Annotated in this window: 20 protein-coding genes; 5 read left to right on the forward strand and 15 right to left on the reverse strand. The window is 69.4% G+C overall.

Annotated features, from left to right (window positions below):
- Window positions 1-12: 12 nt before the first annotated feature.
- The 10 genes from ACFY12_RS04425 to ACFY12_RS04470 form a co-directional block, all read right to left on the reverse strand.
- Window positions 13-921 (reverse strand): ABC transporter substrate-binding protein, encoded by a 909-nt coding sequence (locus ACFY12_RS04425; protein ID WP_390714177.1) that lies wholly within the window; start codon window positions 919-921, stop codon window positions 13-15.
- Between the two features lie 195 nt (window positions 922-1,116).
- Window positions 1,117-3,207, reverse strand: coding sequence for an ABC transporter permease (locus ACFY12_RS04430; RefSeq protein WP_390714178.1), 2,091 nt, complete (start codon window positions 3,205-3,207; stop codon window positions 1,117-1,119).
- Window positions 3,204-3,410, reverse strand: coding sequence for a hypothetical protein (locus tag ACFY12_RS04435; protein ID WP_390714179.1), 207 nt, complete (start codon window positions 3,408-3,410; stop codon window positions 3,204-3,206). Before ACFY12_RS04435 ends, ACFY12_RS04430 begins: the two co-directional genes overlap by 4 nt.
- Window positions 3,410-4,519 (reverse strand): glycine betaine/L-proline ABC transporter ATP-binding protein, encoded by a 1,110-nt coding sequence (locus tag ACFY12_RS04440; RefSeq protein ID WP_390714180.1) that lies wholly within the window; start codon window positions 4,517-4,519, stop codon window positions 3,410-3,412. The genes ACFY12_RS04435 and ACFY12_RS04440 overlap by 1 nt, the downstream gene beginning before the upstream one ends.
- Window positions 4,520-4,521: 2 nt before the next feature.
- A complete protein-coding gene (locus ACFY12_RS04445) occupies window positions 4,522-6,063 on the reverse strand; it encodes a GMC family oxidoreductase (RefSeq protein ID WP_390714181.1) in 1,542 nt (513 codons plus the stop codon).
- A 118-nt stretch (window positions 6,064-6,181) separates the two neighbouring features.
- Complete coding sequence (locus ACFY12_RS04450) at window positions 6,182-7,690, reverse strand: aldehyde dehydrogenase family protein (protein WP_390714182.1); 1,509 nt, start codon at window positions 7,688-7,690, stop codon at window positions 6,182-6,184.
- Between the two features lie 228 nt (window positions 7,691-7,918).
- Window positions 7,919-8,239, reverse strand: a complete 321-nt coding sequence (locus ACFY12_RS04455; protein ID WP_390714183.1) for a DMT family transporter — start codon at window positions 8,237-8,239, stop codon at window positions 7,919-7,921.
- 168 nt (window positions 8,240-8,407) lie between these two features.
- Window positions 8,408-9,565, reverse strand: a complete 1,158-nt coding sequence (locus ACFY12_RS04460) for an SRPBCC family protein (protein WP_390714184.1) — start codon at window positions 9,563-9,565, stop codon at window positions 8,408-8,410.
- A gap of 136 nt (window positions 9,566-9,701) precedes the next feature.
- Window positions 9,702-10,697: an aldo/keto reductase family protein gene (locus tag ACFY12_RS04465; protein ID WP_390714378.1), complete on the reverse strand. Its 996-nt coding sequence runs from the start codon at window positions 10,695-10,697 to the stop codon at window positions 9,702-9,704.
- A gap of 101 nt (window positions 10,698-10,798) precedes the next feature.
- The gene (locus tag ACFY12_RS04470; RefSeq protein ID WP_390714185.1) at window positions 10,799-15,202 is read right to left on the reverse strand and encodes an amino acid adenylation domain-containing protein; all 4,404 of its coding nucleotides are present in this window, start codon (window positions 15,200-15,202) and stop codon (window positions 10,799-10,801) included.
- A 589-nt stretch (window positions 15,203-15,791) separates the two neighbouring features.
- Here ACFY12_RS04470 and ACFY12_RS04475 point away from each other — a divergent pair.
- Entirely contained in the window at window positions 15,792-16,634 is an 843-nt protein-coding gene (locus ACFY12_RS04475; RefSeq protein ID WP_390714186.1) for a hypothetical protein, read from the forward strand.
- A gap of 100 nt (window positions 16,635-16,734) precedes the next feature.
- Here ACFY12_RS04475 and ACFY12_RS04480 read toward each other — a convergent pair whose 3' ends face one another.
- Entirely contained in the window at window positions 16,735-17,307 is a 573-nt protein-coding gene (locus ACFY12_RS04480) for a carboxymuconolactone decarboxylase family protein (protein WP_390714187.1), read from the reverse strand.
- Window positions 17,308-17,416: 109 nt separating this feature from the next.
- On the opposite strand from ACFY12_RS04480, the gene ACFY12_RS04485 reads away from it, so the two are divergent.
- The gene (locus ACFY12_RS04485; protein WP_390714188.1) at window positions 17,417-17,626 is read left to right on the forward strand and encodes a DUF5988 family protein; all 210 of its coding nucleotides are present in this window, start codon (window positions 17,417-17,419) and stop codon (window positions 17,624-17,626) included.
- A gap of 141 nt (window positions 17,627-17,767) precedes the next feature.
- Here the strand turns inward: ACFY12_RS04485 and ACFY12_RS04490 are convergent, their stop codons facing one another.
- Genes ACFY12_RS04490 through ACFY12_RS04500 form a run of 3 tightly spaced genes read right to left on the reverse strand, consistent with a single transcriptional unit; the run spans window position 17,768 to window position 20,926 of the window.
- Complete coding sequence (locus ACFY12_RS04490) at window positions 17,768-18,715, reverse strand: hypothetical protein (RefSeq protein WP_390714189.1); 948 nt, start codon at window positions 18,713-18,715, stop codon at window positions 17,768-17,770.
- A 2-nt stretch (window positions 18,716-18,717) separates the two neighbouring features.
- A complete protein-coding gene (locus tag ACFY12_RS04495; protein WP_390714190.1) occupies window positions 18,718-19,092 on the reverse strand; it encodes a hypothetical protein in 375 nt (124 codons plus the stop codon).
- Window positions 19,079-20,926, reverse strand: a complete 1,848-nt coding sequence (locus tag ACFY12_RS04500) for a hypothetical protein (protein ID WP_390714191.1) — start codon at window positions 20,924-20,926, stop codon at window positions 19,079-19,081. Before ACFY12_RS04500 ends, ACFY12_RS04495 begins: the two co-directional genes overlap by 14 nt.
- 276 nt (window positions 20,927-21,202) lie before the next feature.
- Here ACFY12_RS04500 and ACFY12_RS04505 point away from each other — a divergent pair, with 276 nt between their 5' ends.
- The 3 genes from ACFY12_RS04505 (at window position 21,203) to ACFY12_RS04515 (ending at window position 23,924) form a co-directional block, all read left to right on the forward strand.
- A complete protein-coding gene (locus ACFY12_RS04505) occupies window positions 21,203-22,654 on the forward strand; it encodes an amidase (RefSeq protein ID WP_390714192.1) in 1,452 nt (483 codons plus the stop codon).
- A gap of 467 nt (window positions 22,655-23,121) precedes the next feature.
- On the forward strand, window positions 23,122-23,547 hold the full coding sequence (locus tag ACFY12_RS04510) for a hypothetical protein (protein WP_390714193.1): 426 nt from the start codon (window positions 23,122-23,124) through the stop codon (window positions 23,545-23,547).
- Window positions 23,548-23,708: 161 nt separating this feature from the next.
- Window positions 23,709-23,924, forward strand: a complete 216-nt coding sequence (locus tag ACFY12_RS04515; RefSeq protein WP_390714194.1) for a hypothetical protein — start codon at window positions 23,709-23,711, stop codon at window positions 23,922-23,924.
- A gap of 147 nt (window positions 23,925-24,071) precedes the next feature.
- Here the strand turns inward: ACFY12_RS04515 and ACFY12_RS04520 are convergent, their stop codons facing one another.
- Complete coding sequence (locus tag ACFY12_RS04520) at window positions 24,072-25,061, reverse strand: malate dehydrogenase (protein WP_390714195.1); 990 nt, start codon at window positions 25,059-25,061, stop codon at window positions 24,072-24,074.
- Window positions 25,062-25,288: the final 227 nt, after the last annotated feature.

A 25,288-nucleotide genomic window follows, 5' to 3' on the forward strand; every position in this document is an offset into this window, starting at 1 on the left:
CAGCCCGTCCGCCTACTGCTTCGCCTCCTTCGGCAGCCACCGCTTCCACGCGTCCGGATGCTTCTCCACCCAGCGCTTCGCCGCCTGATCGGTCGTGAGGCCGTCCGAGGCGACCGATTCGGAGACCTCGTTCTGGTCGGCCTTGGTCCAGCTGAAGTTCTTCAGGAACTTCGCGGCGGTGCTGCCGCTGTTGGCGAAGTCGGTGTTGAAGTACTTCTGGAGGGGGACGATGGGGTACGCGCAGTCGATGGACTTCGGGTCCTTGGCCCCCTTCTCCCCGCAGGCCTCGGTGTACTCGGGGAGTTTGACCTCCACCATCGGCACCTGGTTGAAGAGCCACTGCGGCTCGTACCAGTACGTGAGGAAGGGCTTCTTCTCCTTGGCGAACTGCTTGATCTGGGTGATCTGCGCCGCCTCGGACCCCGCGAACACCACCTCGTAGTTGAGATTGAGGTTCTTCACCAGCGCCTTGTCGTTGGTGACGAAGGACGGGGAACCGTCGAGGAGTTGGCCCTTCTTGCCGCTCTCCGCGGTGCGGAGCTGGTCGGCGTACTTGTCGAGGTTCTTCCAGTCGGTGACGTCGGGGTGCTTGTCGGCCCAGTACTTGGGGACCCACCAGCCGATATGGCCGATGACGCCGTTGCCGCCGCCCGCCGTGACCGTCTTCTTGTCCTTGACGTAGCGCTGTTCCTCTTCGGGGTGGCCCCAGTCCTCCAGGATGGCGTCCACCCGGCCCTGGCTGAGCGCGTCCCAGGCCGGCTGCTCGTCCACCTGCACGGTGTCGACGTGGTAGCCGAGCTCGTGCTCGAGGAGGTACTTCGCCACGGCGACGTTGGCCTGCGCGCCGACCCAGGTTCCGATGGGCAGGCTGACGGACTTGGCGCCGCCCACCGCCGCGTACGGCGAGGCCTGCTTGGTCATGTCGGCGGCACCGCAGCCGCTGAGGGACAGCGTCAGAGTGCCGGCGGCCAGCACGGCGCCGACGGCCGTCCTCCACGTACGTGCGGTTGTCCTCCGCGTACGTGCGGTTGTCCTCCGCGTACGTGCGGTTGTCCTCCGCGTACGTGCGGTTGTCCTCCGCGTACATGCCGTTGTTCTGCGCGTACGTGCCATGGTTCAGGCTCCCTTCCGCGCGCGGCGTTCCGTCGGCTGCGTGACGCGGTCGAGCGTCAGGCCGAGGCAGACGATGGCCACGCCCGCGACCAGGCCGAGGTCCAGGTCGCCGGTCGCCAGGCCGGTGACGACGTCGTAGCCGAGCGCGCCGCCGCCCACCAGGCCGCCGATGACGACGACCGCGAGGATGAGGACCACGCCCTGGTTGACGGCCAGCAGCAGCGAGGGCCGGGCGAGCGGGAGCTGGACCTGGCGCAGGATCTGCCAGCGGGTCGCGCCGAGCGAGCGGGCGGACTCCATCGCCGCCGGGTCGACCCGGCGCAGGCCCTGGGTGGTGATGCGGATGACCGCGGGCAGGGCGTAGACGACGGCCGCCGCCACCGCCGGGGCGCGGCCCACGGCGAAGAGGGCGACCACCGGGATGAGGTAGACGAACTGCGGCATGGTCTGCATGACATCCAGGACCGGGCGCAGCAGCCGCTCGAAGCGCTCGCTGCCCGAGGCCAGGATGCCGACGCCGACGCCGACGATCAGCGTCGCCACAAGGGCGGCGATGACCTGCGAGAAGGTGTCCATGGAGGGCTTCCACACGCCCAGTACGCCGATGGCCGCCAGCGCGAGCACGGCGGTCAGGGCCGTGCGCCAGGTGCCGATGAGCCAGGCCAGCGCGGCGACGATCAGCAGCGCGCCCCACCAGGGGAGCGCGGTCAGGCCGTCACGCAGCGGGTCCAGGACCCAGGAGGTGAAGTTCGCGGCCCAGTCGGCGGTGCCGCCGACGACCGGGACTCCGGAGTAGAGGTGGTCGACCATCCACTCCTTGAAGTCGTTGACCGGCGGGGCGATCTCCACGACCCAGCCGGACGGCCAGACCGTGGAGCCGGTGAGCCGGCCCACGAGGGCGAGGGCGGCGGTGACGACGGCGACACCGGCCCAGCCTCGCCAGCCGCGCAGCAGGCGCGGGCCGTCGGCGGAGCCCGGCCTCGGCTTCGTACGGGCAGGGCGGTCCGCCCCGCCCGCCGCCGCGGTCATCCGGTCCATGACGATCGCCAGCAGCACGATCGGGATGGCGGCGGCCAGCGCGGCGCCGACGTCGACCGAGGCGAGTGCCTGGTAGACGCGGTCACCGAGGCCGCCGGCGCCGATCATGCAGGCGATCACGGCCATCGAGAGCGCCATCATGATGGTCTGGTTGAGGCCGAGCAGCAGTTCCCTGCGGGCCAGCGGGAGGCGGGCGGTCAGCAGCCGCTGCCGTCCGGTCGCACCCAGGGAGGACACGGCCTCCAGGACGCCCGGGTCGGCGCCGCGCAGTCCGAGCGCGGTGAGCCGGGCCATCGGCGGGGCCGCGTACACGACGGTCGTCAGCAGTGCGGCGGGCACGCCGAGGCCGAAGATCAGCACGACCGGCAGCAGATAGGCGAAGGCCGGCATGACCTGCATGGTGTCGAGTACGGGCCGCAGCAGGCGGAACATCCGGTCCGACAGCCCGCCGGCGAGGCCGAGCAGTGCGCCGACGACGACCGAGGCCAGCACCGACACGATCATCAGCGCGAGGGTCTGCATCGTCGGTACCCACATGCCGAGCAGGCCGCTGAGCGCGAAGGACAGCAGGGCGACGACGGCGACGCGGCGGCCCGCGACGCGCCAGGCGACGAGGGTGACGCCGGCGGTCACACCGGTCCAGCCGAGCGTGAGGAGCACGACGTAGACGGCCCGTACGGACATCACCACGGCGTTGCTGATGTGGCCGAAGAAGTACAGGAACAGCGGGTGGCTGTCGCGGTTGTCGATGATCCAGTCGCTGACCTTGCCCAGCGGCTCGCTCAGGTCGACCGACAGGGCCCCCGGCCACGTCCCGCTGCCCCAGGTGGCGCCGGCGATCGGGACGAGGACCGCCGCGGCGACGGCGAGCAGCAGGATCTTGCTGAGGCCGCGGTAGCGGAGGAGCGCTTGGCTCGGGGTGGCCTTGGGGGTGTCGGTGGACCCGGTGGACCCGTCGGGGCCACGGCCCCCAGGCCCGCCGGAGCGGCCGGTCTCTCCGGAAGCCACGGACTTGGCCGTCCTCTCCCGCGCCGGAGCGGTGGTCGCGGTACTCATGCGCGGCCCCGTTTCACCGTGCCGGCCGGCACATTCATCGCGGCAGCCCGCTGGGCCTGGCGCCACTGACGGCGGGCGGCCGAGGTCAGGGCCTCGGCGGCAGCACGGATACGGGCCCGCGCGCCCGGGGTACGGACCTGGGCGCGTACGCGCGTGGGGGCGTGGCCACGTACGCGAGCGGGGACGTGAGCGGTGGCGGACATCAGGCAGCCGCCTCCTCACGCTCAATACGGGCCACGACGTTCAGCAGACCCGCATGGTCCACCACGCCGATGCAGCGGCCGTCCTCGACAACGCGGGCCGCGCCGCCGGAGCGGGCGACGGCCTCGATGGCGTCGGCGCACAGCGTGTCCGGGGTGAGCGCGGCGCCCTGCTCGGCCTCGCCCGCGTCGGCCGGACGCATCGCGCGGCGGACGGTGAGGACCTGCTCGCGCGGCACATCGCGGACGAAGTCACGGACGTAGTCGTCGGCCGGGGAGCCGACGATCTCCTCGGGGGTGCCGAGCTGGACGACCTGGCCGTCGCGCATCAGCGCGATGCGGTCGCCCAGCAGCAGCGCCTCGGCGAGGTCGTGGGTGATGAAGACCATCGTCCGGCCCTCCTCGCGGTGCAGGCGGACGACCTCCTCCTGCATATCGCGCCGGATCAGCGGGTCGAGCGCGCTGAACGGCTCGTCGAAGAGCAGGACTTCGGGGTCCACGGCGAGCGCGCGGGCGAGCCCGACGCGCTGCTGCTGGCCGCCGGACAGCTGTCCGGGGCGGCGCTGTTCGAGGCCGCCGAGGCCGACCTTCTCGACCATCTCCTGGGCCCTGGCGCGCCGTTCGGCCTTGCCCACGCCCTGGATCTCCAGGCCGTACGCGACGTTGTCGAGGACGGTGCGGTGCGGCAGCAGACCGAAGTGCTGGAAGACCATGGAGACGCGGTTGCGGCGCAGCTCGCGCAGCGCGGTCTTGTCCATGCCCCGCACGTCCTCGCCGTCGATCTCCAGCGTGCCGCCGGTCGGCTCGATGAGCCGGGTCAGGCAGCGTACGAGCGTGGACTTGCCGGAGCCGGACAGGCCCATGACGACGAAGACCTCGCCCTTGTGGACGTCGAAGGAGACATCGCGGACGGCCGGGGTACAGCCGGTGCGCTCGCGCACCTCGGCGGCGGTCAGCCCGTTGAGGGACTCGTCGCCGGGGATGCGCTCGGCCTTCGGGCCGAAGACCTTCCACAGGTCGCGTACGGAGAAGACGACGTCCCGGCCTTCCTCGGCCGGCGCGGCGTTACGGGGCTCGGGTATGCCGGATGCGTCGGCGGCAGCGGTAGCCATTTTTACGCATCACCTCCCTGCGTCGTGGGCTTGACGAGCATTTCGGCGCACTTCTCTCCCACCATCAGGACGCCGACCATCGGGTTCACGGCGGGCACGGTCGGGAAGACGGAGGCGTCGGCGATGCGGATGCCCTGCATGCCCCGGATCTTCAACTCCGGGTCGACGACGGCGAGTTGGTCATCGGCGGCGCCCATCCGGCAGGTGCCCGCCGGGTGGTAGACGGTGTGCGCGGCCTTGCGCACCAGCTCGCTGATCTCCTCGTCGTCGGTGACCTCCGGGCCGGGGAAGACCTCGCGCTTGAGCCACTTGGCGAACGGCTCGGCCTGGGCGACCTTACGGGCCAGCTTGATGCCGTCGACGAGCGTGCGGCCGTCGTAGTCGCCCTCGTCCTCGAAGTACCTGAAGTCCAGCGCGGGCTGGACCTCGGGGTCGGCGGAGGTGAGGTAAAGGCGGCCGCGGGCACGGGACTTGGGGATATTGGGGGTCATCGACACACCGTGCTCGGGGCGTTCGTAGCCCAGCCGCTCGGGGTTGTCGGTGAACGGGATCTGGTAGAAGTGGAACATCAGGTCGGGGCCCGTGTGCTCCGGGTCCCGCTTGACGAACATGACCGCGTCGGAGTCCATCGCGGAGTTCTCCGGGATCGGCCCGTCGGTCTCCCAGACGATCACCGACTCGGGGTGGTCCTGGAGGTTCTCGCCGACGCCCGGCAGGTCGACCAGGCAGGGAATACCCAGCGCCTCGAGGTCCTTCTTCGGACCGATGCCGGAGTGCAGCAGCAGCCGGGGGGTGTCCACGGCTCCGGCGCAGACCAGCACCTCGCGAGCGGCTTCGAGGTAGACCTCGTCGCCCTCCTTCGTACGGACGTGGACGCCCTTGGCCCGGGTGCCGTCCAGCTCCAGCTTGTACGCCCAGGTCTCCAGCAGCAGCGTCAGGTTGGGGCGGTCACCGGCCTCCATGTGGGGGTGGAGGTAGGCGACGGAGGCGGAGGAGCGCTTGTTGTTCTCCGGGTGGTAGGCCAGGTCGAGGAAGCCGACGCCCTCCTCGAAGGGCTTGTCGTTCCAGCCGATGACCTCGGGCACGCCGAGGGCCTTCGTGGAGGCCTCGATCCAGTCGGTGGCGATCTGGTTCTGGTCCTTCTCGGCCACCCGCACGATGTTGTTGCGCAGCTTGGCGAAGTACGGGTCCATCTCCTTGTAGCCCCAGCCGGCGGCGCCCGCGGCCTCCCACTCGTCCCAGTCGGACGGCAGCGGCCGGAAGGAGATCAGGGTGTTGTGGGAGGAGCAGCCCCCGAGGACCTTGGCGCGGCTGTGCAGGATGTGCGAGTTGCCGCGCGGCTGCTCGGTGGTCGTGTACTTGTAGTCCAGCTCGCCGCCGAGCACGCTGAGCCACTTGCGCAGCGTCAGCACCTCCTCGCGGTCGATGTCGCTGGGGCCTCCCTCGATGACGGCCACGGTGACGTCCGGGTCCTCGGTCAGCCGGGACGCGATCACCGATCCTGCGGTTCCGCCGCCGACGACGACGTAGTCATACACGGTCATGGGGGTGCTCCTTCTCCTGCAAAACTGCTGTGTCTGCAAAGTGCGTGCGTGTGCGCGGGGGTGCGAACAGACGGACGTACCAACCCTGCTGACGGTTGGTCAGCAGGGCAACGGGTGGTCAGCCGGCGAACCAGCGGACCGGCTCGGGCCGGAGGTTCTCGTAGACGTGCTTGCTCTCCCGGTACTCGGCCAGGCCGGCGGGGCCCAGTTCGCGGCCGATGCCGGACTTCCCGAAGCCGCCCCACTCGGCCTGCGGGAGGTAGGGGTGGTAGTCGTTGATCCAGACCGTGCCGTGCCGCAGCCGGGCGGCGACCTGCCGCGCGCGGGCGGTGTCGGCGGAGAAGACCGCTCCGGCCAGGCCGTATTCGGTGTCGTTGGCGAGCGCGACGGCCTCGTCCTCGGTCGTGAAGGTCTCGACCGTCAGGATCGGGCCGAAGGTCTCCTCGCGGACCACCTTCATCTCGCGGTGGCAGCCGTCCAGGACGGTCGGCGCGTAGAAGTAGCCGGTCGCGGGGCGGACGTCGCTGGGCTCGGGGCGCTTGCCGCCGCAGCGCAGCTGGGCGCCCTCGGCCAGCGCGGAGGCCACGTACGCCTCGACCTTGTCGAGCTGCTGCTGGGAGACGACCGGGCCGCACTCGACGCCGTCGGCAGTGCCGCGGCCCAGCTTGATCTTCTCGGCGCGGCGGGCGAGTTCGGCGACGAAGCGGTCGCGCACCGACTCCTCGATGATCAGCCGGGAGCCGGCCGAGCAGACCTGGCCGCTGTGGATGAAGGCGGCGTTCAGCGCCTGGTCGACGGCGGTGTCGAAGCCCTCTTCGGTGGCGCAGGCGTCGGCGAAGACCACGTTGGGGTTCTTGCCGCCCAGTTCGAGGGCGATCTTCTTCGCGCCCGCGACGGCGGCCGCACCGGCCTTGGTACCGCTGACCAGGCCGCCGGTGAAGGAGAACAGGTCCACGTCCGGGTGCTCGGCCAGCCGCTGGCCGACGGGCAGGCCCGCGCCGGTGACGATGTTCGCCACACCGGCCGGCGCACCGGCCTCGACGACCAGCTTGACCAGGTGGACGGTCGAGAGCGGGGTGACCTCGCTCGGCTTGATGACGAAGGTGTTGCCCGCGGCCAGCGCCGGGGCGATCTTCCAACTGGCCTGGAGCAGCGGGTAGTTCCAGGGGGTGATCATCGCGCAGACGCCGACCGGCTCGTGCACGACGATGCTGTGCACGTTCGGGTTGCCCGCGTCCACCACCCGTCCGCCGCTCTCGTTCATGACGAGATCGGCGAAGTAGCGGAAGGCGTCGGTCACGCAGTCGACGTCGACCCGGCCCTCCTCCAGCGTCTTACCGGTGTCGCGGCTCTCGATGAGCGCGATGTCCTCACGGTCGCGCTGGAGCAGGTCGGCGACGCGGCGCAGCAGCGCGGCGCGCTCGGCCACGGGCGTCAGGGGCCACTCGCCCCGGCCGCCATCGAAGGCCCGCTTGGCGGCCGCCACGGCGGCGTCCACATCCTCGGCACCCCCCTCGGCGACCGTGGCGAGGGAGGTCGCGTCGGCGGGGTCGAGGACCTCCCGCGAGGCGCCGGATGCGGCCTGACGCCACACCCCGTCTACGTGAATGGTCTCGACTGCCGACACGTTGTGCTGCCTTCCACTTACAGAAATGCGTTCCCGCTGGTCGTCACCAGCAGCTTGGACCCCTCCCCACATCCCGAATACGTATGCGTAAACATTCCTCGAAAGTGACCCGACTCACTTAGTGCGCGGACCAATGCCCCGGAACGTCCGTTTAACGCCCGATACGTTCCTGCTCGATTCCGGTTCCGGTTCCTGTTCCTGTTACGTCTGCGGCTTCGGCGCCATCGCTCAGTGGTCGCTGTTCAGGTTGAGCATGACGCAGCCGCCGATGATCAAAGCGAGCCCCAGGATCTTGACCGTCGTCACCGATTCGTCCATGAAGAGCATCCCGATGACCGCGATCGCAGCCGTGCCGAGGCCGGACCAGATCGCGTAGGCGATGCCCAGCTCCATCTTCTTGAGCGCCTGGGCCAGCAGCGTGAACGCGGCGAGGTAGGAGACCGCGACCACCACGCTCGGGACCAGCTTGGTGAAACCCTCGCTCAGTCGCAGGAACGAGGTGGCTATGACCTCAGCGGTGATGGCACTGATCAGCAGCACCCAGACCATGGCCGCCTCCCAATATGTCGTTATGTCGTTCGGTCAATGAAGGCAAAGGAGTCAGAGACGTCAGAGACGTCAGAGAAGTCGTCCGGTGGCGCGAGCGGTACGAGCAGGAGGGCAGGGCGAACCGCCCTCCTGCTCGCTCAGAGGTCACACCGGGTAAAGGTGCGGACGTCACGAACCGTCGGACGGCCGGTCCCACGGGGGCATGCCGCCGTACGCGCGTCCGACGAGGGCCACCCACCGGTGCACGGAGTCCTCGATCGGTGCGAACGGCCCGGGCCGGTAGTGCGGTGAGGTGAGCCCGCGCTGGACGGATTCGCAGGCGTCCCAGTCCTGGAGGTTGATGCGATGCCAGAAGTCAATGGGGCTTGCGTCGATGGTCCCGTCCAGGGTGTACCAGGCGCACTCGACGCGGGTGTGGTGCGGAGAGGACGCCTTCAGGTGATGGGTCAGCACGTAGTCGGGGTGCAGGGAAAGGAGCAGGTTGGGGAAGAGCGCGGCGTAGAAGACCTTGCCCCGCTCGGCGTCGGGCAGGAAGGGAGCGCCGGGCCGCCCGTCCTCCGACATCGTCTCCGCGCCCTCCGCCAGTTCCTGCGTGCCGCCGACCCAGGCTCCCGGCTGGTCGGCGATGTAGCAGGCGGTGCTGGGCGGGGCCACCGGAACCAGTTCGGGGTGGATATGGGGACAGTGGTAGCACTCCTGGTAGTTCTCGACGATGACCTTCCAGTTCGCCTCCACCTCGTAGCTGCGCGTCGCGGCCGGCTTCAGTTGCTCGGGCGCGTACGGCGCGACGAAGCCGGCGAGCGCTCCCAGGTAGTCGGGGAAGGGCGCGGCATCGGCACTGGCATTGACGAAGATCCAGCCGTGCCAGACCTCGACAGGCAGCTCTATCAGCCCGTGATCGGCCGGCAGGTCGGGGAACCGGGGCGCCGTGCGCAGCGAGCCGTCCAGTTTGAACGTCCAGGAGTGGTACGGACAGTGCGCCACCCGCTTGCTCGACGAGCAGCCGTCGGCGAGCAGTTCGTGACCGCGGTGCCGGCAGATGTTGGCGAACGCGGCGATCCGGTCGCCGTCCCTGGTCACCAGGACCGGCACGGTCCCCACCTGCCGGGCGTACTGGGTCACGCCCTCGGTGAAGACCTCGTCGAGCCGGCCGAGGCAGCTCCATGTGCCGGCGAAGAGGTGGCGTCGCTCCCAGGCGAACACCTCCGGGGAGGTGTAGGCCGCCGCCGGCAGCATGCTGGCCTCCCCGAACGGCCCGGTCACACGCCGCACTTCGTCGACGGGCAGCGGCGCGTGCGGCCAGCCGGTCGGTGTGATCGTCGTCATCAGGCTTCCCCTCCGGTAGTCAGGCGAGCAATTGGGTGTCTTCTTCCGGACGTTCTCCCGGACGTTCTTCCGTACGTTCTCCCGGACGCGCGAGGTCCCACGGTCGTCACGGGCGCGGACCCTCGTCCCACGGTCGTCACGGGCGCGGGTCCTCTCGGGCGGTCCGGGCCGGATCCCGTTCGACGACCGGGTCCAGAATGTCGTCGATCCGCGTGCGCAGCTCCTCGTCCAGAGTGACACCCGACACCGCCGCGTTCTCGGCGAGTTGCTTCGGGTTCGACGCGCCGACGATCGCGGACGCGACGTGGGGGTTCTGCAGCGTCCACGCCACCGCGAGCTGCGCCAGGGTCAGCCCGGCCGACTCCGCCAGCGGCCGGAGCCGCTGCACCCGGGTGAGCACCTCGTCGCTCATGTACGGATCCACCCACTGGCGGCTCTCCGCGTCCGCGCCGCGCGACCCGGAGGGCGGCTGCTGTCCCGGCAGATACTTGCCGGTCAGTACGCCCCCGGCGATCGGTGACCAGACGATCTGGCCCATGCCCAGCTCCGCACAGGCGGGAACCACCTCGGCCTCGATCACCCGCCACAGCATGGAGTACTGCGGCTGGTTGGCGATCAGCGGAATACGTAGTTCCCGGGCGAGCCGGTGCGCGGCGCGGATGTCCTCGGCACGCCATTCGGACACACCGATATAGCGGACCTTTCCCGCCCGGACAATGTCGTAGAACGCCTCCATCGTCTCTTCGAGCGGCGTCTCGACGTCGTACTGGTGAGCCCAGTAAATGTCCACGTAATCGGTGCGGAGGCGGCGCAGTGATCCGTCGATCGCATCCAGAATGTGCTTACGGGACAGGCCGCGGTCGTTGGGCCCGGGGCCGGTCGGCCAGTAGACCTTGGTGCTGATTTCCAGCCCGGCCCGTCGCTGTTTGGCCAGTGCCCGCCCCAGTACCTCCTCGGCACGGGTGTCCGCGTACATATCGGCGGTGTCGAAGGTGGTGATTCCCGCGTCAAGTGCCGCCGCCACACAGGCGTATGCGGCGTCCTCGTCGATCTGCTGGCCATGGGTGAGCCAGTTGCCGTATGCGATTTCGCTGACCATCAGTCCGCTTTTCCCGACGTGACGGTGCTCCATCATTCCTCCTCGAACTCCTCGAATCCCTCGGATCCCTCGAACTCGTCGTCGCCCACCAGGACTGTCGGATCTGTCAGGACAGTCGGAACAGTCAGGACAGTTCAGCCCTGGTGCCCGGTCGGTGCGGGCAGGAACCCGGAATCGACGAGGTACGCGAGGTACCGGTCGAGCAGGGGCTGATCGATGGCGGGGCAGTCGATGCCCGAGGTGGCGAGACCTCGCGAGGTGTTGGTCCGGTCGTAGCCGTAGTCGTCGAGCTGAAGGGACTCCACCGCCGCGCTGACCAGCACGAGGGTCGCCCGCACCGAGCTGTCCCGGTCATCGGCGAGGGTGTCCGCGTGCCGCTGGAGCCGGCGCGTCCACTCCTCGTACGGCACGGCCTCGATCCGGTGGCCGAGGGTGCGGATCCGGTCGATGATCGCGTCGATCCTGACGGTCCGTGGATTGGTCAGGTTGAACTCGCGGCCGATCGACTCCGGTTGCAGTGCGAGCCGCACATAGGCCTTGGCGACGTAGTCGACCGGCACCACATTCACCTCGGTCCAGCCGGCCCCGGCGTACGGTACGGCCCCGATCTCCACACACGCGCGGATGTAGTGCCAGAGTCCGTCGTTCACGCCCACGGCACCGGTGTCCGTGTGACCGCCGATCTGCGCGGGCCGGTACACCGCCGAGGGAATTCCGCGCACCCGCGCGATGCGGAGCATTTCCTCGGCCACCCATTTGGTGCGCGCATATCCCTCCGCGGGCATCAGATCCGGATCGACCCGCCGGTCCTCGGCCAGCGGCTCCGGGTTGTCCGCGGTGCCGATCAGCGCGCTCGTCGCGGAGACGTAGTGCATCGGCTTGACCCGCTTGCTCGCGGCCAGCCGCAACAACTCCCGGGTGCCGCCGACATTGGCCGCCCGGAGACGGCTGTACGGATCGACCAGATTGACCCGTGCGCCATTGTGGAAAATGAGGTCGACCTGCTCGGCCAGCATGTCGAATTGCGGTTCCGACAACCCGCAGAGGGGCTTTTCCAGGTCCGCGGCGATCGCGGTGATCGCGGTGATCCGGTCGGCATGCACCCCCTCCGCCAGACCGTAGCCGCGCAGGCTGTCCAGCACTCGGTCCAGCGCCTCGGTGTCCTCGCTGGCGCGCACCAGGCAGTAGATCCGGGCGTCCGTGCCGTCGAGGAGCTCCCTGAGCACGAACGACCCGACGAAGCCGGTCGCACCGGTCAGCAGGACCGCGCGCGGAGCCCGGACCAGGTCCCGGTCCAGCGGCGCACTTCCCGCCGTCGATATGGCCGGGTCGAGGAAGGCCTCCGCCACGAGGTCCACATCGGCGGCGTAGTTCTCGGCGTAGTTCTCTGCGGCGTAGTCCTCGCCGGATTCCGCGGATTCCGGGCGGATGAGCAGATCCGCGAGCGCGGCCGCGGTCGGCCGGGCGAATATCTCGTGAACCGGCAGATCGACGCCGGTCCGCTGCTTCACCTGGCTGGCCAGCCGGACCGCGAGGATGCTGTTGCCGAACTCGAAGAAGTTGTCGTCGACCCCGACCTGCGGCACCCCGAGCACCTGGCTGAACAGCTCACACAGCGTCTCCTCCATCGAGTTGCCCGGCGCCCGGCCCGATGCGGCGGCTGTCCGTCGCGGTGCCGGCAGCGCCGCGCGGTCCAGCTTCCCGTTCGCGTTGACCGGCAGGGCGTCCAGCCGTACGAAGGCCGCGGGAACCATGTAGTCCGGCAGCGTCGTGGCCAGATGCGCCCGCAACGAGGCGGTCGGCAGATCGGCCGCGACGGCCGCCATCGGCGCGTTGGCATAGGAGGCCAGCGGCGCCTTCTCCTCGGCTCCGGGCCGGTAGAGGTCGGACAGCACCGGATAGCCGGGCCCCTCCGCGGGGGCCAGGACGCAGTCGAAGCTGCCGTCCGGCGCCCCGGACCAGGTGAGGATGGCCTGATACCCCAACTGCTCGGCCAGGAGCCGCAGTTCCTCGGGATCGACACCGCGCGGCTCGCCACGCAGCTCGGACAGGACCACGCCGATGTCCGCGCCTTCGGCGAGACGGTCGGCGGCGGCGATCTCGTTGGCGATGCGCGCGTTCGGAATGCCCGAGACGCGGAGCGGCGCGGACGCCGCCGGACCGCCCAAGTGGCCGTCCACGTGGCCGCCCAAGTTGCCGCTCAAGTAGCCGCTCAGTTCGCCCAGTTCGGTGATGTCCTGCCCCCATCGGAGGACGGGCAGCTCACCCAGCGACTCGGCCGCGGGCCCGTCCCCGTCCCCGTCCGCGTCCCCACCCGAGCGCTTGCGCAGGACGACGTCGTAGCGGTACCGGGTGAACTCGTTGTGGTACCGCCCGGGCTTGAGGCGCATGTCGACAGCGGCGACGGAGTCCATCCGGTCGGCGAGCGCGACGAAGAACTCCGGCGGCATCATCAGGTCTTTCTCCAGCGCCAGCGCATGCTCGACGTCGCGCCGCACCTCATCGGCATCCGTCCGCTCATCGGCACGGTGGAGGTGGATCGCGGTCTTCAGACTGCGCAGCAGACCGAGATGGCGTACGTCCCCGACGACCACGGAACCGCCGGGGCGGATCAGGTCCATCGCGTTCGTCAGGACCCGCACGAGGTAATCGACCGTGGGAAAGTGCTGGATGACCGAGTTGATGATGACCAGGTCGAAGAAGTCCCTGGGCAGGCCGTCGAGGTCGTCCGCCGGCTGGCACCGCAGCTCGACCTTCCCGGCCAGCGCGGGATCCTTGTCGACCTGGGTCCTGATGTTGTCGATGACCGGGGCGGAGAGATCCGTGCCCCAGTAGGCGTCACAGAACGGCGCCACCCGGGCCAGCGTCAGGCCGGCGCCCACCCCGATGTCCAGTACGCGGCGCGCCCCCAGCGACCGCAGCCGCGCCGCGGTGTCGTCCTGGATCTCCCGGAGCTGCTCCATCGGGAGCAGGTGCCCGTCGTAGCTGCTCTTCCAGACCCCGAAGTCCTCGCCGAGCGGGGGCTGGGCCGAGTCGGTGCCGGTGCCCGTGCCGGTGTAGACCGAGTCGTACACCTGCTGCCATTCGTCGACCTTCTCCCGCGCCGCCTCCTCGGACTCCCCTTGCGGGGCCGGTACGACGTAGGCCGCCAGCTGGTGGTCGCCGGGGCGGTCCTCGCGCAGCACGACCGCGGCCTGACCGACCGACGGGTGCGCGGCCAAGGCGGTTTCGATCTCGCCGAGCTCGACCCGGTGCCCACGGATCTTGACCTGCCGGTCGGCCCGGCCGACGAATTCGAGATCGCCGTCGGCGGACCAGCGCACCAGGTCCCCCGTGCGGTACATCCGCGACTCGCCCTGGACGGACGCATCGCCCTTGACGAACGGATTGTCGACAAAGCGTTCCGCTGTCAGAGTCAGCCGGTTCAGATAACCCCGCGCGACCCCGGCTCCGGCGATGTACAGCTCACCGGTCTCCCCCGTCGGCACCGGCAACCCGTCGGAACCGAGCACATAGACCTGGGTGTTGGCGATCGGCCGCCCGATGGGCGGCGGGCCGGAGACCTCGCTCAACGGCGCGAGGGTCGACCAGACGGTGGTCTCGGTCGGCCCGTACAGATTCACCACCTCACGGCCGAGTGCGAGCATCGCGGTGGCGACGGTCGGGGGCAGCGCCTCGCCGCCGACCAGCATGCGCAGTCCGCGCAGGCTGTCCGGGATCTGCTCGACCAGCATGCCCCACCAGGTCGGCGTGCCCTGCGCGAGGGTCACACCGTGCCGCAGCAGTTCGGCCACGGTCGCCGGCTCGCGGTTGGCACCCGAGGGCGCGAGCACGATGCCGGCCCCGCGCACCAGCGGCAGGAAGATCTCCACGCCGGACATGTCGAAGCCCAGTACCGAGGTGGCCAGCATGCGGTCCTCGGCCGTCAGGCCGAACCGCTCGCCCAGGTCGGTCAGCAGGTTGGCCAGGTTGCCGTGAGTGACCACGACGCCCTTGGGGCGGCCGGTCGAACCCGAGGTGTAGATCACGTACAGCGGGTGGGTGGACCGGAGCGGCGCGATGCGGTCGTCATCCGTCAGGTCGTCATCGGCCCACACGCTGCTCTCTGAGCGCTCCGAGCTCTCCGAGCGCTCAGAGAAGAGCGATACGTCGTCGAGCGCGATGGCCGGAACATCGCTGTCCGCCAGCCCGGGTGTGCTGGATCCGGCCGTGGTCAACACCAGTTTCGGGCACACCTCCTCGACCATGAACGCGACCCGCTCGGCCGGATGCTGGGGATCGATGGAGAAGTACGCCGCCCCCGCCTTGAGCACCGCGAGCAGCGCCACGATCATGTGCTCGGTCCTCGGCAACGCGACGGCCACGAAGTCCTCGGGACCGATGCCGCGCGACACCAGTAAGCGGGCCAGTCGATTGGCGCGGGAGTTCAACTCCCCATAGGTGTAGGTGTGGTTCGCGGCGACCAGCGCCACCGCGTCAGGAGAGGCATCAGCACACGCTTCGAACAGCACCGGTATCGTCGACCGCGAAACGGTCACCACAGCAACCTACTTTCGTGATACGCCAGTTGTGATTTCAGCGACAGGGCAGCCCGGGCCTGTCAGGGCCCGTTACGGGACGACGTCGTTCCCCGCGGCCAACCCGGTGAAGGACGCTAACTCAGCGGTCATCGCAGCACCAGACTCACCGACCCCGCCCACCTCACCCGCCACACCGGGCGGTTGACAAGGGCATACTCCAGGGTTATCCGCGCTCCACTGCCTACCCACGCCCGGTGCGGTGATTCCTGTACGACCGGGCCCTCATGGCCGCATCGCCGTGCGGAACTCAGTGACGGCATCGCGGCGCTCCGCGGCGGTCATCGGGCGCCCTGGGGGCTGAAAGTCGCGGGTGAGATTCAGCCGAAGATGGCCAGAAACCACGTGGCCGGAAATCGCGTGGCCGGAAAGGCAGCCCTGCGCGCCGGAGGCGTCGCGGCGCTCTGCGCGGGCCTCAGGAAACGAAAATGCGCCGTATGGGTCATTATGCCGCAGAATATTCCGGTACGTACCCTGAAGGGCCCTCTCCCCACGAGTGCCCCTCCCCTCACCTATGAGTGCCCCCTCCCCTCCGGCCGGAGGTGCCGAGATGACCACCAGACGCCGTGCCGTCGCCACCACAGCCGCCCTTACCTGCGGCGCCGCCCTGATCGCCGGAGCCGCATACACGGGATACACGGGATACACGGGCGCGCCATCGGCGGCCGGCGACCCCGACGGCGAGGGCGACCTCGCGGGCAAATCGGCCCAGCAGATATCCGACGACGCCCTCGGTGAACTCGTCGCCGCGAAATCCCTGCGTCTGCGCACCGAGACCACCGCCAACCCCACCAAGCTAGATCTCACCCTCGACCAGGCCGGCAACTGCGCCGGCGCGATCAGCAAGGGCCCGTTCGGCCGCGTGCAGATCATCAAACGCGGCAACAAGGTCTGGCTGAAGCCCGACGCGGCCTTCTGGAAGAGCCAGCTGCCCGGCCGCGAGGGAACCGACGCGGCCGAGAAGTACAAGAACAAGTACCTGCACGGCACGACCCGCGACGACTTCCTGCAGAGCCTCTCCGTGGCCTGTGACCTCACTGCCTTCCAGGAGTCGGCGGTCGGCCCCAACCGGCCCCCCACCGGCACCCCGCCGCCCTCTCACCCGCTTTCTCCCACCCCCACCCCCACTCTCTCCAAGGGCAAACCCACGGTCCACGAAGGCAGGCCGGTTCTCCCCGTCACCAAGAAGTTCGACGGAATCGTCCAGACCCTCTACGTCGCCACGAAGGGCAGGCCTTACCCCCTCAAACTCACCGCCGAGGCCGACCACCAGATCGGCACGATCCTGCTGAGCAACTACGGGACCCCCGTTCCCGCCAAGACCCCCGCTCCCCGCGACACCGTCGACATCGCGGTGTACGAGGACCTGATCCAGGGGACGAAGAGCGTCTGAGCGGCATGCATACGCACACGTCGACGCATACGCCCACGCATACGCATACGCATACGCATACGCCGACGGCAGGCACCGCGCATCCGGGGCGAAGGGCCCGCTAGTTGCCGGGTTTGGTCAACGGGATCGCGCAGTTGTCGGAGAAGCCCTGGCTGTGCAGGCCCATGGCGCTGTTGATGCGGGAGCGCAGGTTCTCCACCGCCACCATGGTGGTGAGTTCGACGAACGCGGCCTCGCCCAGCTGCCTGCGCAGGCTCTCGGCCAGTTCGTCGGTCACGTCCGGCGGGGTCGCGGTCATCGCCTCCGCGTACTCCATGACCTGGCGCTCGAGCTCCGTGAAGGAGTCCTGGTGTGCCCGCCAGTCCGGCACCTTGCTGATCTTCTCCAGCGGGTGCCCCAGCTTGTCGGCCTGCCAGTAGCCGAAGTCCACGCACCACGAGCAGCCGATCAGCGCCGCCGACGACAACACCGCCAGGTGCTTCAGCCCCGGATCCAGTGCCTTCCAGCCGGCCACCTTCCGCTCGAAGGAGAAGTACTGGCGCAGCAGTTTCGGGTGGTGGCCCAGCGCCAGCGCGGGCTGCACGACCTCGCCGTATACGCGTCGGCAGTACCACTCCGCGAAGCGCATGGTGAGGGTGCGGCGCGGGGTGAGGGAGATGCGGGCGGTAGCCATGTCTGTCAGTGCCTCCTCGTCGGTGTGCGCGGGGCCCGGAAGCGAGCCCCTCACCCGAATGACGTACCGGTACCGCCCGATGTGACATCCGGGGAGCGACAATGCAGGCATGGCTGAGACAGCGGCGAAAGCAGTGCTGGAGGGCGGGCCCGAGGAGCTGCCCAAGAGGATCGTGCCGGCCGGTCCTCCCGGGGAAGACCTGAAGATTCCGTTCCGTAACGGCTACGAGCACTTCCGTGCCACCAGCCGGAGGCAGGACACCCCCGACGGTCCGCTCCCGGTCTACGAGTGGTGGGAGCGGACCGAGCTGCCCGGGTAACACCGGCCGCCCGGGCAGCCGGTCTCACCTCCCCGTGCGAGTGCCCTCGATTCCTCCCCGTGCGAGTGCCCTCGATTCCTCCCCGTGCGAGTGCCCTCGATTCCTCCCCGTGCGAGTGCCCTCGGTTCCGTGCGAGTGCCCTCAATTCCTGGGGGCGAAGGCTTGCAGGGCGATCCGCTGGGTCCGCTCCTGCTGCGGCCATTCGGCCTCGGTACCCAGGACCAGTACGGCGAACTGACGGCCGTCGGCAGCGGTGAACGCGCAGTCGACGGCCTTGACGCGGGTGCCGACCCGCTTGCTGTCATAGGCGTAGATCAATTGGGCGGCGTCCGTGCCGGGCGCCTCGCCCCCCATCGGTCCGAGACTGATTTCCGCATAGCCAGGGTTGCCGGAGAGCCCCTTGGAGGCCGTACGGAGCGCCTCCTCCGGCGTGGTGTCGGGCTCGGTGATCTCGAAGATCTGCACCAGGCCACGCTCGTCCGGGGCGGTGTAGAAGACGCCGGCCGGGCGCTCGCTCCGCTGCCAGCCGTCCGGTACGGCGGTGGTGAAGCCCTTGGCGTCGTGGACGAGGTGGTAGCCGGCCGGAACCGAGGGCGAGGGAGACCACGGGGACGAGGGGTCCGCGGACGGTTCGGTGGACGACTGTGGGTTGCTGCTGTCGGCGGTGACGGAGCTTTGTGCGACGGAGGACGGGGGCTGAGCCGCGGGCGGGGAATCGGCGTCGCCGTGGCCGAAGAGGAGGTAGCCACCGTAGGCGGACGCGGCGATCACGGCCACCGCCGTGGCGGCGACCAGCGCGGCGGTACGACGGCTGGTACCGCCACCGGGACCGCCGAAGCCGCCACCACCACCGCCACCGGGGTCGGGGTAGGGATACGGACCGGAGTCGGGATACGTGCCGGGGTCGGGATACGGGTCGAAGCCCGGACCGGGCATCGACCCGGGCCCCGGACCGGCCACCGGCCCGGGCTCCGGCGCGAACGTCGGCCGGGGCGGCATCGGCCCCGTATAGGAACGGACCGGCGCCGGTGCGCCGTCCTCCCACCGCTGCGTCTCACTGTTCCAGCGGGCCTGGCCACCGCGCCGCACGGTCAGCCTCCCACCAGGGCAGCGACGGCCTGGACCACCGCGGCACCGGACGCCAGCAGGCCGACCACCGCGCCGGCGTCGGTGAGCGCCGTACGGAGCCGCGCCAGCCGTCCGGGCCCGGCCTCCCCGCGTTCCGCGATCTCCGCCTCGGTGTCGGCGAGTTCCCTGCCCAGCGCCGTGATCTGCGGGTTCTCCACCGCCCGGGACAGGTCCTCACGCAGCTCCCGGAGGGCGCGCAGCAGCTCCTGCTGCGCCGGATCCGCCGCGGTGCCGCCCCCTCCTTCATTGTTCGTCACCGTGTTGTGGTCGCCGATGGCGAAGGCGCCCTGGACGCTGCCGATGTGGATGCCCTTGCCGCGCTCGTCAGCCGTTGCCACGCTGGTTCCTTCCCTTCGCCGCGGAGCCCTTCGAGCCGTGCGGTGTGCTGCTCGAAGTGGCGTTGTTGGTGATCGTGTTGTGGTCGCCGATGCCGATCGCGCCCTGCGCGGACTCGATGTACGTACCGCCCTCGGCGACATGCACGATCCGCTGCTCGAACTCGTCGGTCTGGTAGCCGGCCTCGTGCAGCGCGGTGGTCACCCCGGCCGCCACCCGCTGCTGAATGGTCTTCAGATAGCGGGCCACGTCCATGTCCTGGAAGAGCGAGGACTCGCCGTACGAACCCAGCTCGCGGACCGAGGCGCCCGGGCCCTCGGGAAGCGCCGCGCCGTGTCCGGCGGTGGCCAGCCGCCAGGCCGACAGCAGACCGCGCACCAGCGTGACCACCGCCGCACCGGCGGAGCGGGGCGTCTGGGCCAGCGCCCAGACCGCCCGGCCGAAGTGGTGGTGGTGCCGGTACTGGTGGGCGAGCCGGTCGGCGTCCTGGAACACCTGCCGCAGCGGCCACAGCACATGCGGCGCGACCTCCAGCATCAGCATCCCGCCCTGGGTGTGCACCCGTACGAAGACTGTGGTGACCACGCCCTCGTTCCAGCCCCCGACCCGGATCCGCAGGAAGTGCCGGCGGGTCTCGCCGCCCTCCTCCACCGCGGCGGCCCGGTGCTGCTCGATCGCCTCCGGTGCGTACGGCGCCGCCTCACGGGTGGGCAGTCCCTCGGCCGGCAGGAAGACGCACTCGTCGATCTCCAGGGCCCGGAGCCGGTCGCGGACCGCATCGGCCGCCGCCGGCGAACCGTGCGGGGACGGCACCCGCAGCGCCGCCACCAGCGGCACGATGCGCGCCAGGATGGCGCTGTTGTCGAGCGGTTCGACCTCCCGGTCCGCCCGCGGGTTCAGCTCCACCGACAGCGACCAGGTCTTGTACGGCCATCCGGCGCCGCAGAACGGGTCGGCGGCGCGGTACATCACCAACGGCCCGTGCTGCTCGATCCGCACCCGGTCCCGCAACCGCCGGAAGCGCATTCCCTCGGCCCGCTCAGCGGGGTCGGACATCACGTCCGGGAAGCGTTCGCGCGACAGTTCACCGGCCAGCGCGCGGGCCCACTGCCCCCGCTGCAACGCCACCAGCATGGCCACCAGCACCGGCAGCAGCAGGGCGACCCACACACCGAAGAGGGCGCTCGACGAGCCGCCCGAGAAGAGCCCCGGGAAGGCGAACGACGGCAGCAGCCCGCCGACCGGCAACTGCCCCAGGCCGTACAGCGCTTCCGCGGTGATCACCACCATCAGCAGCGAGAACACCACGAAGATCAGCGTCAGCCGCCCGTACCAGCGCAGCACGAACGAGAGCGGCCGGGCCAGCCACTGCGGGATCGGCGCCCGGCGCACGAGCCGGCCGAGCCCCATGACGATGATCGGGAACAGGTAGAGCGCCACCAGCCCGGACGACAGGGGAAGCGCCACGATCCACGCGAACAGGATCCCGGCGGCCCAGCCCAGCTCCAGACGGCGGGCGCGCAGTGCATGGGAGAGTACCCGGGCGGCGTCGATCCCCAGGGAGGGCGCAGCGAACCGCTCCTCGTGGACGTACAGCTCGTCGATGACCGCGTCCCGGAACTCACCGTCCAGGTACGTGCCCGCACACAGCAGCCGAGTGGCCTCACTCGCGCCGGGCGGGGTGGCGGGGAGAGGAGCCGGAACCCAGGCCGCTCCGGTCGACGCCGGTGGCGAAGGCGGCTCAGGCGGCGACCCGGACGGCTTCTCGAACGGCCACGGGGTGTTCCCGGCACCGCCGGGCCCCCCAGCCTGCGCAGGCACGTCCATCCCGTTCATCGGCCTCCCCCGTTTACGCCAACGAGCGCACCGCGCCAACGGCCCACCACGGCGATGCGGAAGCCGCAGCATAGGCGAGAGAACCACTCCGTGTCAGCGCGATAACCCAAGGTTGCCGAACCGGAGTTCAGCCGGGCGTGCGTGATGTTCCGCGACAGGGACACACCACCTCAGGCCTGGCTGCCCATGAAGAGGAGTGAAGAGGGGTGACGCATCAACCCCGTTGCGCAAAGCGCCATTTTATGACCTCTCCCAGGGGTCTCTACGGTCGGATTCATGGACTGGAATTTTTCGACGGCCGAAGGACTCGCGGCCGCTTTGCGAGCCGGTGAAGTGACCTCGGTGGAACTGACCGACGAGGCGATCGCCCGTATTGAGCGGGACGACAAGGAGATCAACGCGATCTGTGTGCCGGACTTCGACCGTGCACGGGCCGCCGCGCGCGGCGCCGACCAGGCACGCGCGCGCGGTGAGGACCAGCCGCTGCTCGGCATTCCGGTGACGGTCAAGGAGTCCTACAACATCGCCGGGCTGCCCACGACCTGGGGCATGCCACAACACCGGAACTACCTGCCGGCCGAGGACGCGGTGCAGGTGTCGCGGCTCAAGGCCGCGGGCGCGGTGGTGCTCGGCAAGACCAATGTGCCCCTGGGGCTGCAGGACATACAGAGCTTCAACGAGATCTACGGCACCACCAACAACCCGTGGGACCACCGTCGTACGTCGGGCGGATCCTCCGGCGGCTCGGCGGCGGCCCTGGCGTCCGGATTCGGCGCGCTGTCCATCGGATCCGACCTCGCCGGTTCGTTGCGCACCCCCGCACATTTCTGCGGTGTCTACGCACACAAGCCGACACTCGGGCTGGCGGCGACCCGCGGTATGGTCCCGCCGTCCGCGCCGGCCCTGCCGACCGACCACGACCTCGCCGTCGTCGGTCCGATGGCGCGCACCGCCCGCGACCTCACGCTCCTGCTCGACGTCATGGCCGGACCGGACCCGCTGACGCTCGGTGTGGCGTACGACTTGACGCTGCCGCCCGCGCGCCACGAGCGGCTCTGCGACTTCCGGGTCCTGGTCCTCGAAGAGCATCCGTTCATTCCGACCGGGGACGCTGTGCGGGCGGGCGTGAACCGGGTGGCCGACGCGCTCGTGGACGGCGGCGCCCGCGTCGAACGGCACAGTCCGCTACTGCCCGATCTGACCGAAGCCGCGTTGCTCTACCGGCAGTTGCTGTTTTCGGGCTCCGTTGCGCACTTTCCCGTCGAGGCGTACGAGCAACTGCGGGCCCGCGCCGCCGGACTGAGCGCGGACGACCAGAGCATTGAAGCGGCGATGCTACGCGGCATGGTGTGCAGTCACCGCGACTGGATCGAGGCCAACAGCCGTCGCGAGCTCCACCGCCACGGCTGGCGGCAGCTCTTCGCCGAGTTCGATGCCGTGGTGTGTCCCGTCACGCCCACTCCCGCGTTCCCGCACGACCACCACCCCGATCCGAGGGAACGCCGGATCGACATCGACGGCGCCGAGTACCCGTACTTCGACCAGCTCGTCTGGGCCGGTCTGCCCACGATGCCCGGTCTGCCCGCCACGGCCGTACCAGCGGGCCGGTCCCCCGAGGGTCTGCCGGTGGGAGTGCAGCTCATCGGCCCGATGTTCGAGGACCGGACCCCGCTGCGGCTGGCCGAACTGCTCGAGCAGGAGATCAGCGGCTTCCAGGCACCGAAGTAGGGCGTACTGCCTTTGATCTTTGGTGAAGTGAGCTTTGATCTTTGGCGAAGTGGGCTAATTGCCTTGCTGGCCAATAATTTGAAAGGGGGTCACCAATTCAGGGGGGCTGGGCGGTCGCAGCTTTCCTGGTTATTGATCAATCTTGCCTCGCCATTGATCAACAATTGATCAACAGGGGGCGCCTCGGAGAATCCGCGTTTCGGCCTGATCGGCCTGGCACTTCTGTGAGCAGGCTCACAGATCAGAGAATTTGAAGGCCGTGTTCAGGTCAAGGTACGTTCATTTTCCCGCCGGGGCGGCCCTGACCAGTCCGTCCCAATTGGCGGGATTCCAGTGAAATTTGCACGGGGGGGAGTGAAATGCACGCCGGATCGTGTGTGTGCAAATCTTTCCGGGGCGCTGATTCCACGCCCCCCTTGCGTGTATACGCAATAGGGAAGTATAACGTGAATCGCAAGATGACGCGTGTGGGTGCCGCCGCTGTGATGGCCGCGCTGGCCTTCGGTGTTGCCGGAACCACCGCCCACGCCGCCGCCCAGCCGGTACGCGCCGAGGCGGCCTCGGCCACCATCTCCGAGAATGAGGCGGCCCGGCAGATTGCCGCGAACCTCCTCAAGTACGAGGGCAACCGTTTCAACGCCCAGGACCGGGCCGAACTGCAGGCCATCGCGGACGGCACCGCCGTGGAAGCCCAGGGCATCCGGGCCGGCGGCGGCAAGTTCGGCGCCCTGATCAAGGTACTGAAGAAGGTACCGGGCTTCGCCAAGGCCGTCATGAAGAAGTACGACGACTTCAAGAAGTGGTACGGCGGCCTGCCTTGGTACGTCCGCGGCCCACTGGCCGCCATGGGTGTCGGCTCCGACCTCTACGGCATCTGGCAGATGTTCCACTGATCCTTACCCGGAATCAGTGACACGTTGACCCACGGCTGACGTCCCCCGGTATCTCACACCGGTATCCCGATCGGTATCTCCAGCGGCATCTCCATCGATATCTCCACCGGTATCTCCATGCCGGGGGACGTCAGTTCAGTCCACGAAGACAAGGAATCACCGTGCCCTCCACCGTGAACGACACGAAGAAGTCGGAGTTCCCCACTCTTCCCCTCTGGCTCACCGTCATCATCGGGTTTGCCGTCGCGTTCATCCTCGGCGAGTACTACGGCTTTCCCTGGTGGCTGCGTTTCCTTGCCGTCGGCGCCGTCAGCCTCGTCATGGAAGCCGTCAACCAGGCCGTCCGGCGCGTGGCACACAGCAGGAAGAACGATTGATCAGCGACGGTACGGTCGAAGACGGTACCGTCGAAGACAGTACGGTCAAAGACAGTACGGTCGAAGGCAGTACTGTCGAACGAGCCGAGCCCGCACGGCCGTTGGGGCCATACGGGCTCGAAGCGGAACTCAGGCTGGGCGGGTGGCTCAGATGAGGCCGAGAGCGCGGACCGCGTCGCGCTCCTCCGTCAGCTCCTTGACCGACGCGTCGATGCGCGCGCGGGAGAAGTCGTTGATCTCCAGGCCCTGAACGATCTTGTACGTGCCGTTCTCGGTGGTGACGGGGAACGAGGAGATCAGGCCCTCCGGGACGCCGTAGGAGCCGTCCGACGGGATGCCCATGGAAGTCCAGTCGCCCGCGGCGGTGCCGTTGACCCAGGTGTGGACGTGGTCGATGGCGGCGTTGGCGGCGGAGGCGGCGGAGGACGCGCCACGGGCCTCGATGATCGCCGCACCGCGCTTGGCGACGGTCGGAATGAAGGTGTCGGCCAGCCACTGCTCGTCGTTGACGACCTCGGCGGCGTTCTTGCCGGCGACCTCGGCGTGGAAGATGTCCGGGTACTGGGTGGCGGAGTGGTTGCCCCAGATGGTGAGCTTGCGGATCTCGCTGACCGGGGTGCCGGTCTTCTGCGCGAGCTGCGAGACGGCGCGGTTGTGGTCGAGGCGGGTCATCGCGGTGAAGCGGTCACGCGGCACGTCCGGGGCGGCGGCCTGGGCGATCAGCGCGTTGGTGTTGGCGGGGTTGCCGACGACCAGGACCTTGATGTCGTCCGCGGCGTGGTCGTTGATGGCCTTGCCCTGCGGCTTGAAGATCCCGCCGTTGGCCTCCAGGAGGTCGCCGCGCTCCATGCCCTTCGTACGGGGGCGGGCGCCGACGAGCAGGGCGACGTTCGCGCCGTCGAAGGCGACGTTCGGGTCGTCGGTGATCTCGATGCCCCGAAGCAGCGGGAAGGCGCAGTCGTCGAGTTCCATCGCGGTGCCCTCGGCGGCCTTCAGGCCCTGCGGGATCTCCAGGAGGCGCAGCTTGACCGGCACGTCCACGCCGAGCAGATGACCGGAAGCGATGCGGAAGAGGAGTGCGTAACCGATCTGGCCGGCGGCGCCGGTGACGGTGACATTGACGGGAGTGCGGGTCATGGCGATCTCCTGCGCGGTGTTTACCGGGTTTACCGGGGACAGGGCCCTGTACCACCTGGGGTGGCGGTGGGTGTCCCTGCCCTGCTATCGAGGTCTCTTGGTATCGAGAGACCCGGCCGTCAGGCTATCGGACCGCTGCCCGCAGCAGGTGGCGGGCCGGTGTGGAACACCTCACCGGGTGCGCCGGGCGTCCGCCCCGTGACGGGCATCCGCCCCCGTGAGAAGTA

It is taken from the genome of Streptomyces sp. NPDC001339, from assembly GCF_042895955.1.
Lineage (GTDB): Bacteria > Actinomycetota > Actinomycetes > Streptomycetales > Streptomycetaceae > Streptomyces.

What these genes read in the sequence shown, in the direction of transcription:
- ACFY12_RS04425 (WP_390714177.1), bottom strand. Translation starts at nt 921, where the DNA reads ATGACCAAGCAGGCCTCGCCGTACGCGGCGGTGGGCGGCGCCAAGTCC.
- ACFY12_RS04430 (WP_390714178.1), bottom strand. Translation starts at nt 3,207, where the DNA reads ATGAGTACCGCGACCACCGCTCCGGCGCGGGAGAGGACGGCCAAGTCC.
- ACFY12_RS04435 (WP_390714179.1), bottom strand. Translation starts at nt 3,410, where the DNA reads ATGTCCGCCACCGCTCACGTCCCCGCTCGCGTACGTGGCCACGCCCCC.
- ACFY12_RS04440 (WP_390714180.1), bottom strand. Translation starts at nt 4,519, where the DNA reads ATGGCTACCGCTGCCGCCGACGCATCCGGCATACCCGAGCCCCGTAAC.
- ACFY12_RS04445 (WP_390714181.1), bottom strand. Translation starts at nt 6,063, where the DNA reads ATGACCGTGTATGACTACGTCGTCGTCGGCGGCGGAACCGCAGGATCG.
- ACFY12_RS04455 (WP_390714183.1), bottom strand. Translation starts at nt 8,239, where the DNA reads ATGGTCTGGGTGCTGCTGATCAGTGCCATCACCGCTGAGGTCATAGCC.
- ACFY12_RS04460 (WP_390714184.1), bottom strand. Translation starts at nt 9,565, where the DNA reads ATGACGACGATCACACCGACCGGCTGGCCGCACGCGCCGCTGCCCGTC.
- ACFY12_RS04465 (WP_390714378.1), bottom strand. Translation starts at nt 10,697, where the DNA reads ATGGAGCACCGTCACGTCGGGAAAAGCGGACTGATGGTCAGCGAAATC.
- ACFY12_RS04475 (WP_390714186.1), top strand. Translation starts at nt 15,792, where the DNA reads ATGACCACCAGACGCCGTGCCGTCGCCACCACAGCCGCCCTTACCTGC.
- ACFY12_RS04480 (WP_390714187.1), bottom strand. Translation starts at nt 17,307, where the DNA reads ATGGCTACCGCCCGCATCTCCCTCACCCCGCGCCGCACCCTCACCATG.
- ACFY12_RS04485 (WP_390714188.1), top strand. Translation starts at nt 17,417, where the DNA reads ATGGCTGAGACAGCGGCGAAAGCAGTGCTGGAGGGCGGGCCCGAGGAG.
- ACFY12_RS04500 (WP_390714191.1), bottom strand. Translation starts at nt 20,926, where the DNA reads ATGAACGGGATGGACGTGCCTGCGCAGGCTGGGGGGCCCGGCGGTGCC.
- ACFY12_RS04505 (WP_390714192.1), top strand. Translation starts at nt 21,203, where the DNA reads ATGGACTGGAATTTTTCGACGGCCGAAGGACTCGCGGCCGCTTTGCGA.
- ACFY12_RS04520 (WP_390714195.1), bottom strand. Translation starts at nt 25,061, where the DNA reads ATGACCCGCACTCCCGTCAATGTCACCGTCACCGGCGCCGCCGGCCAG.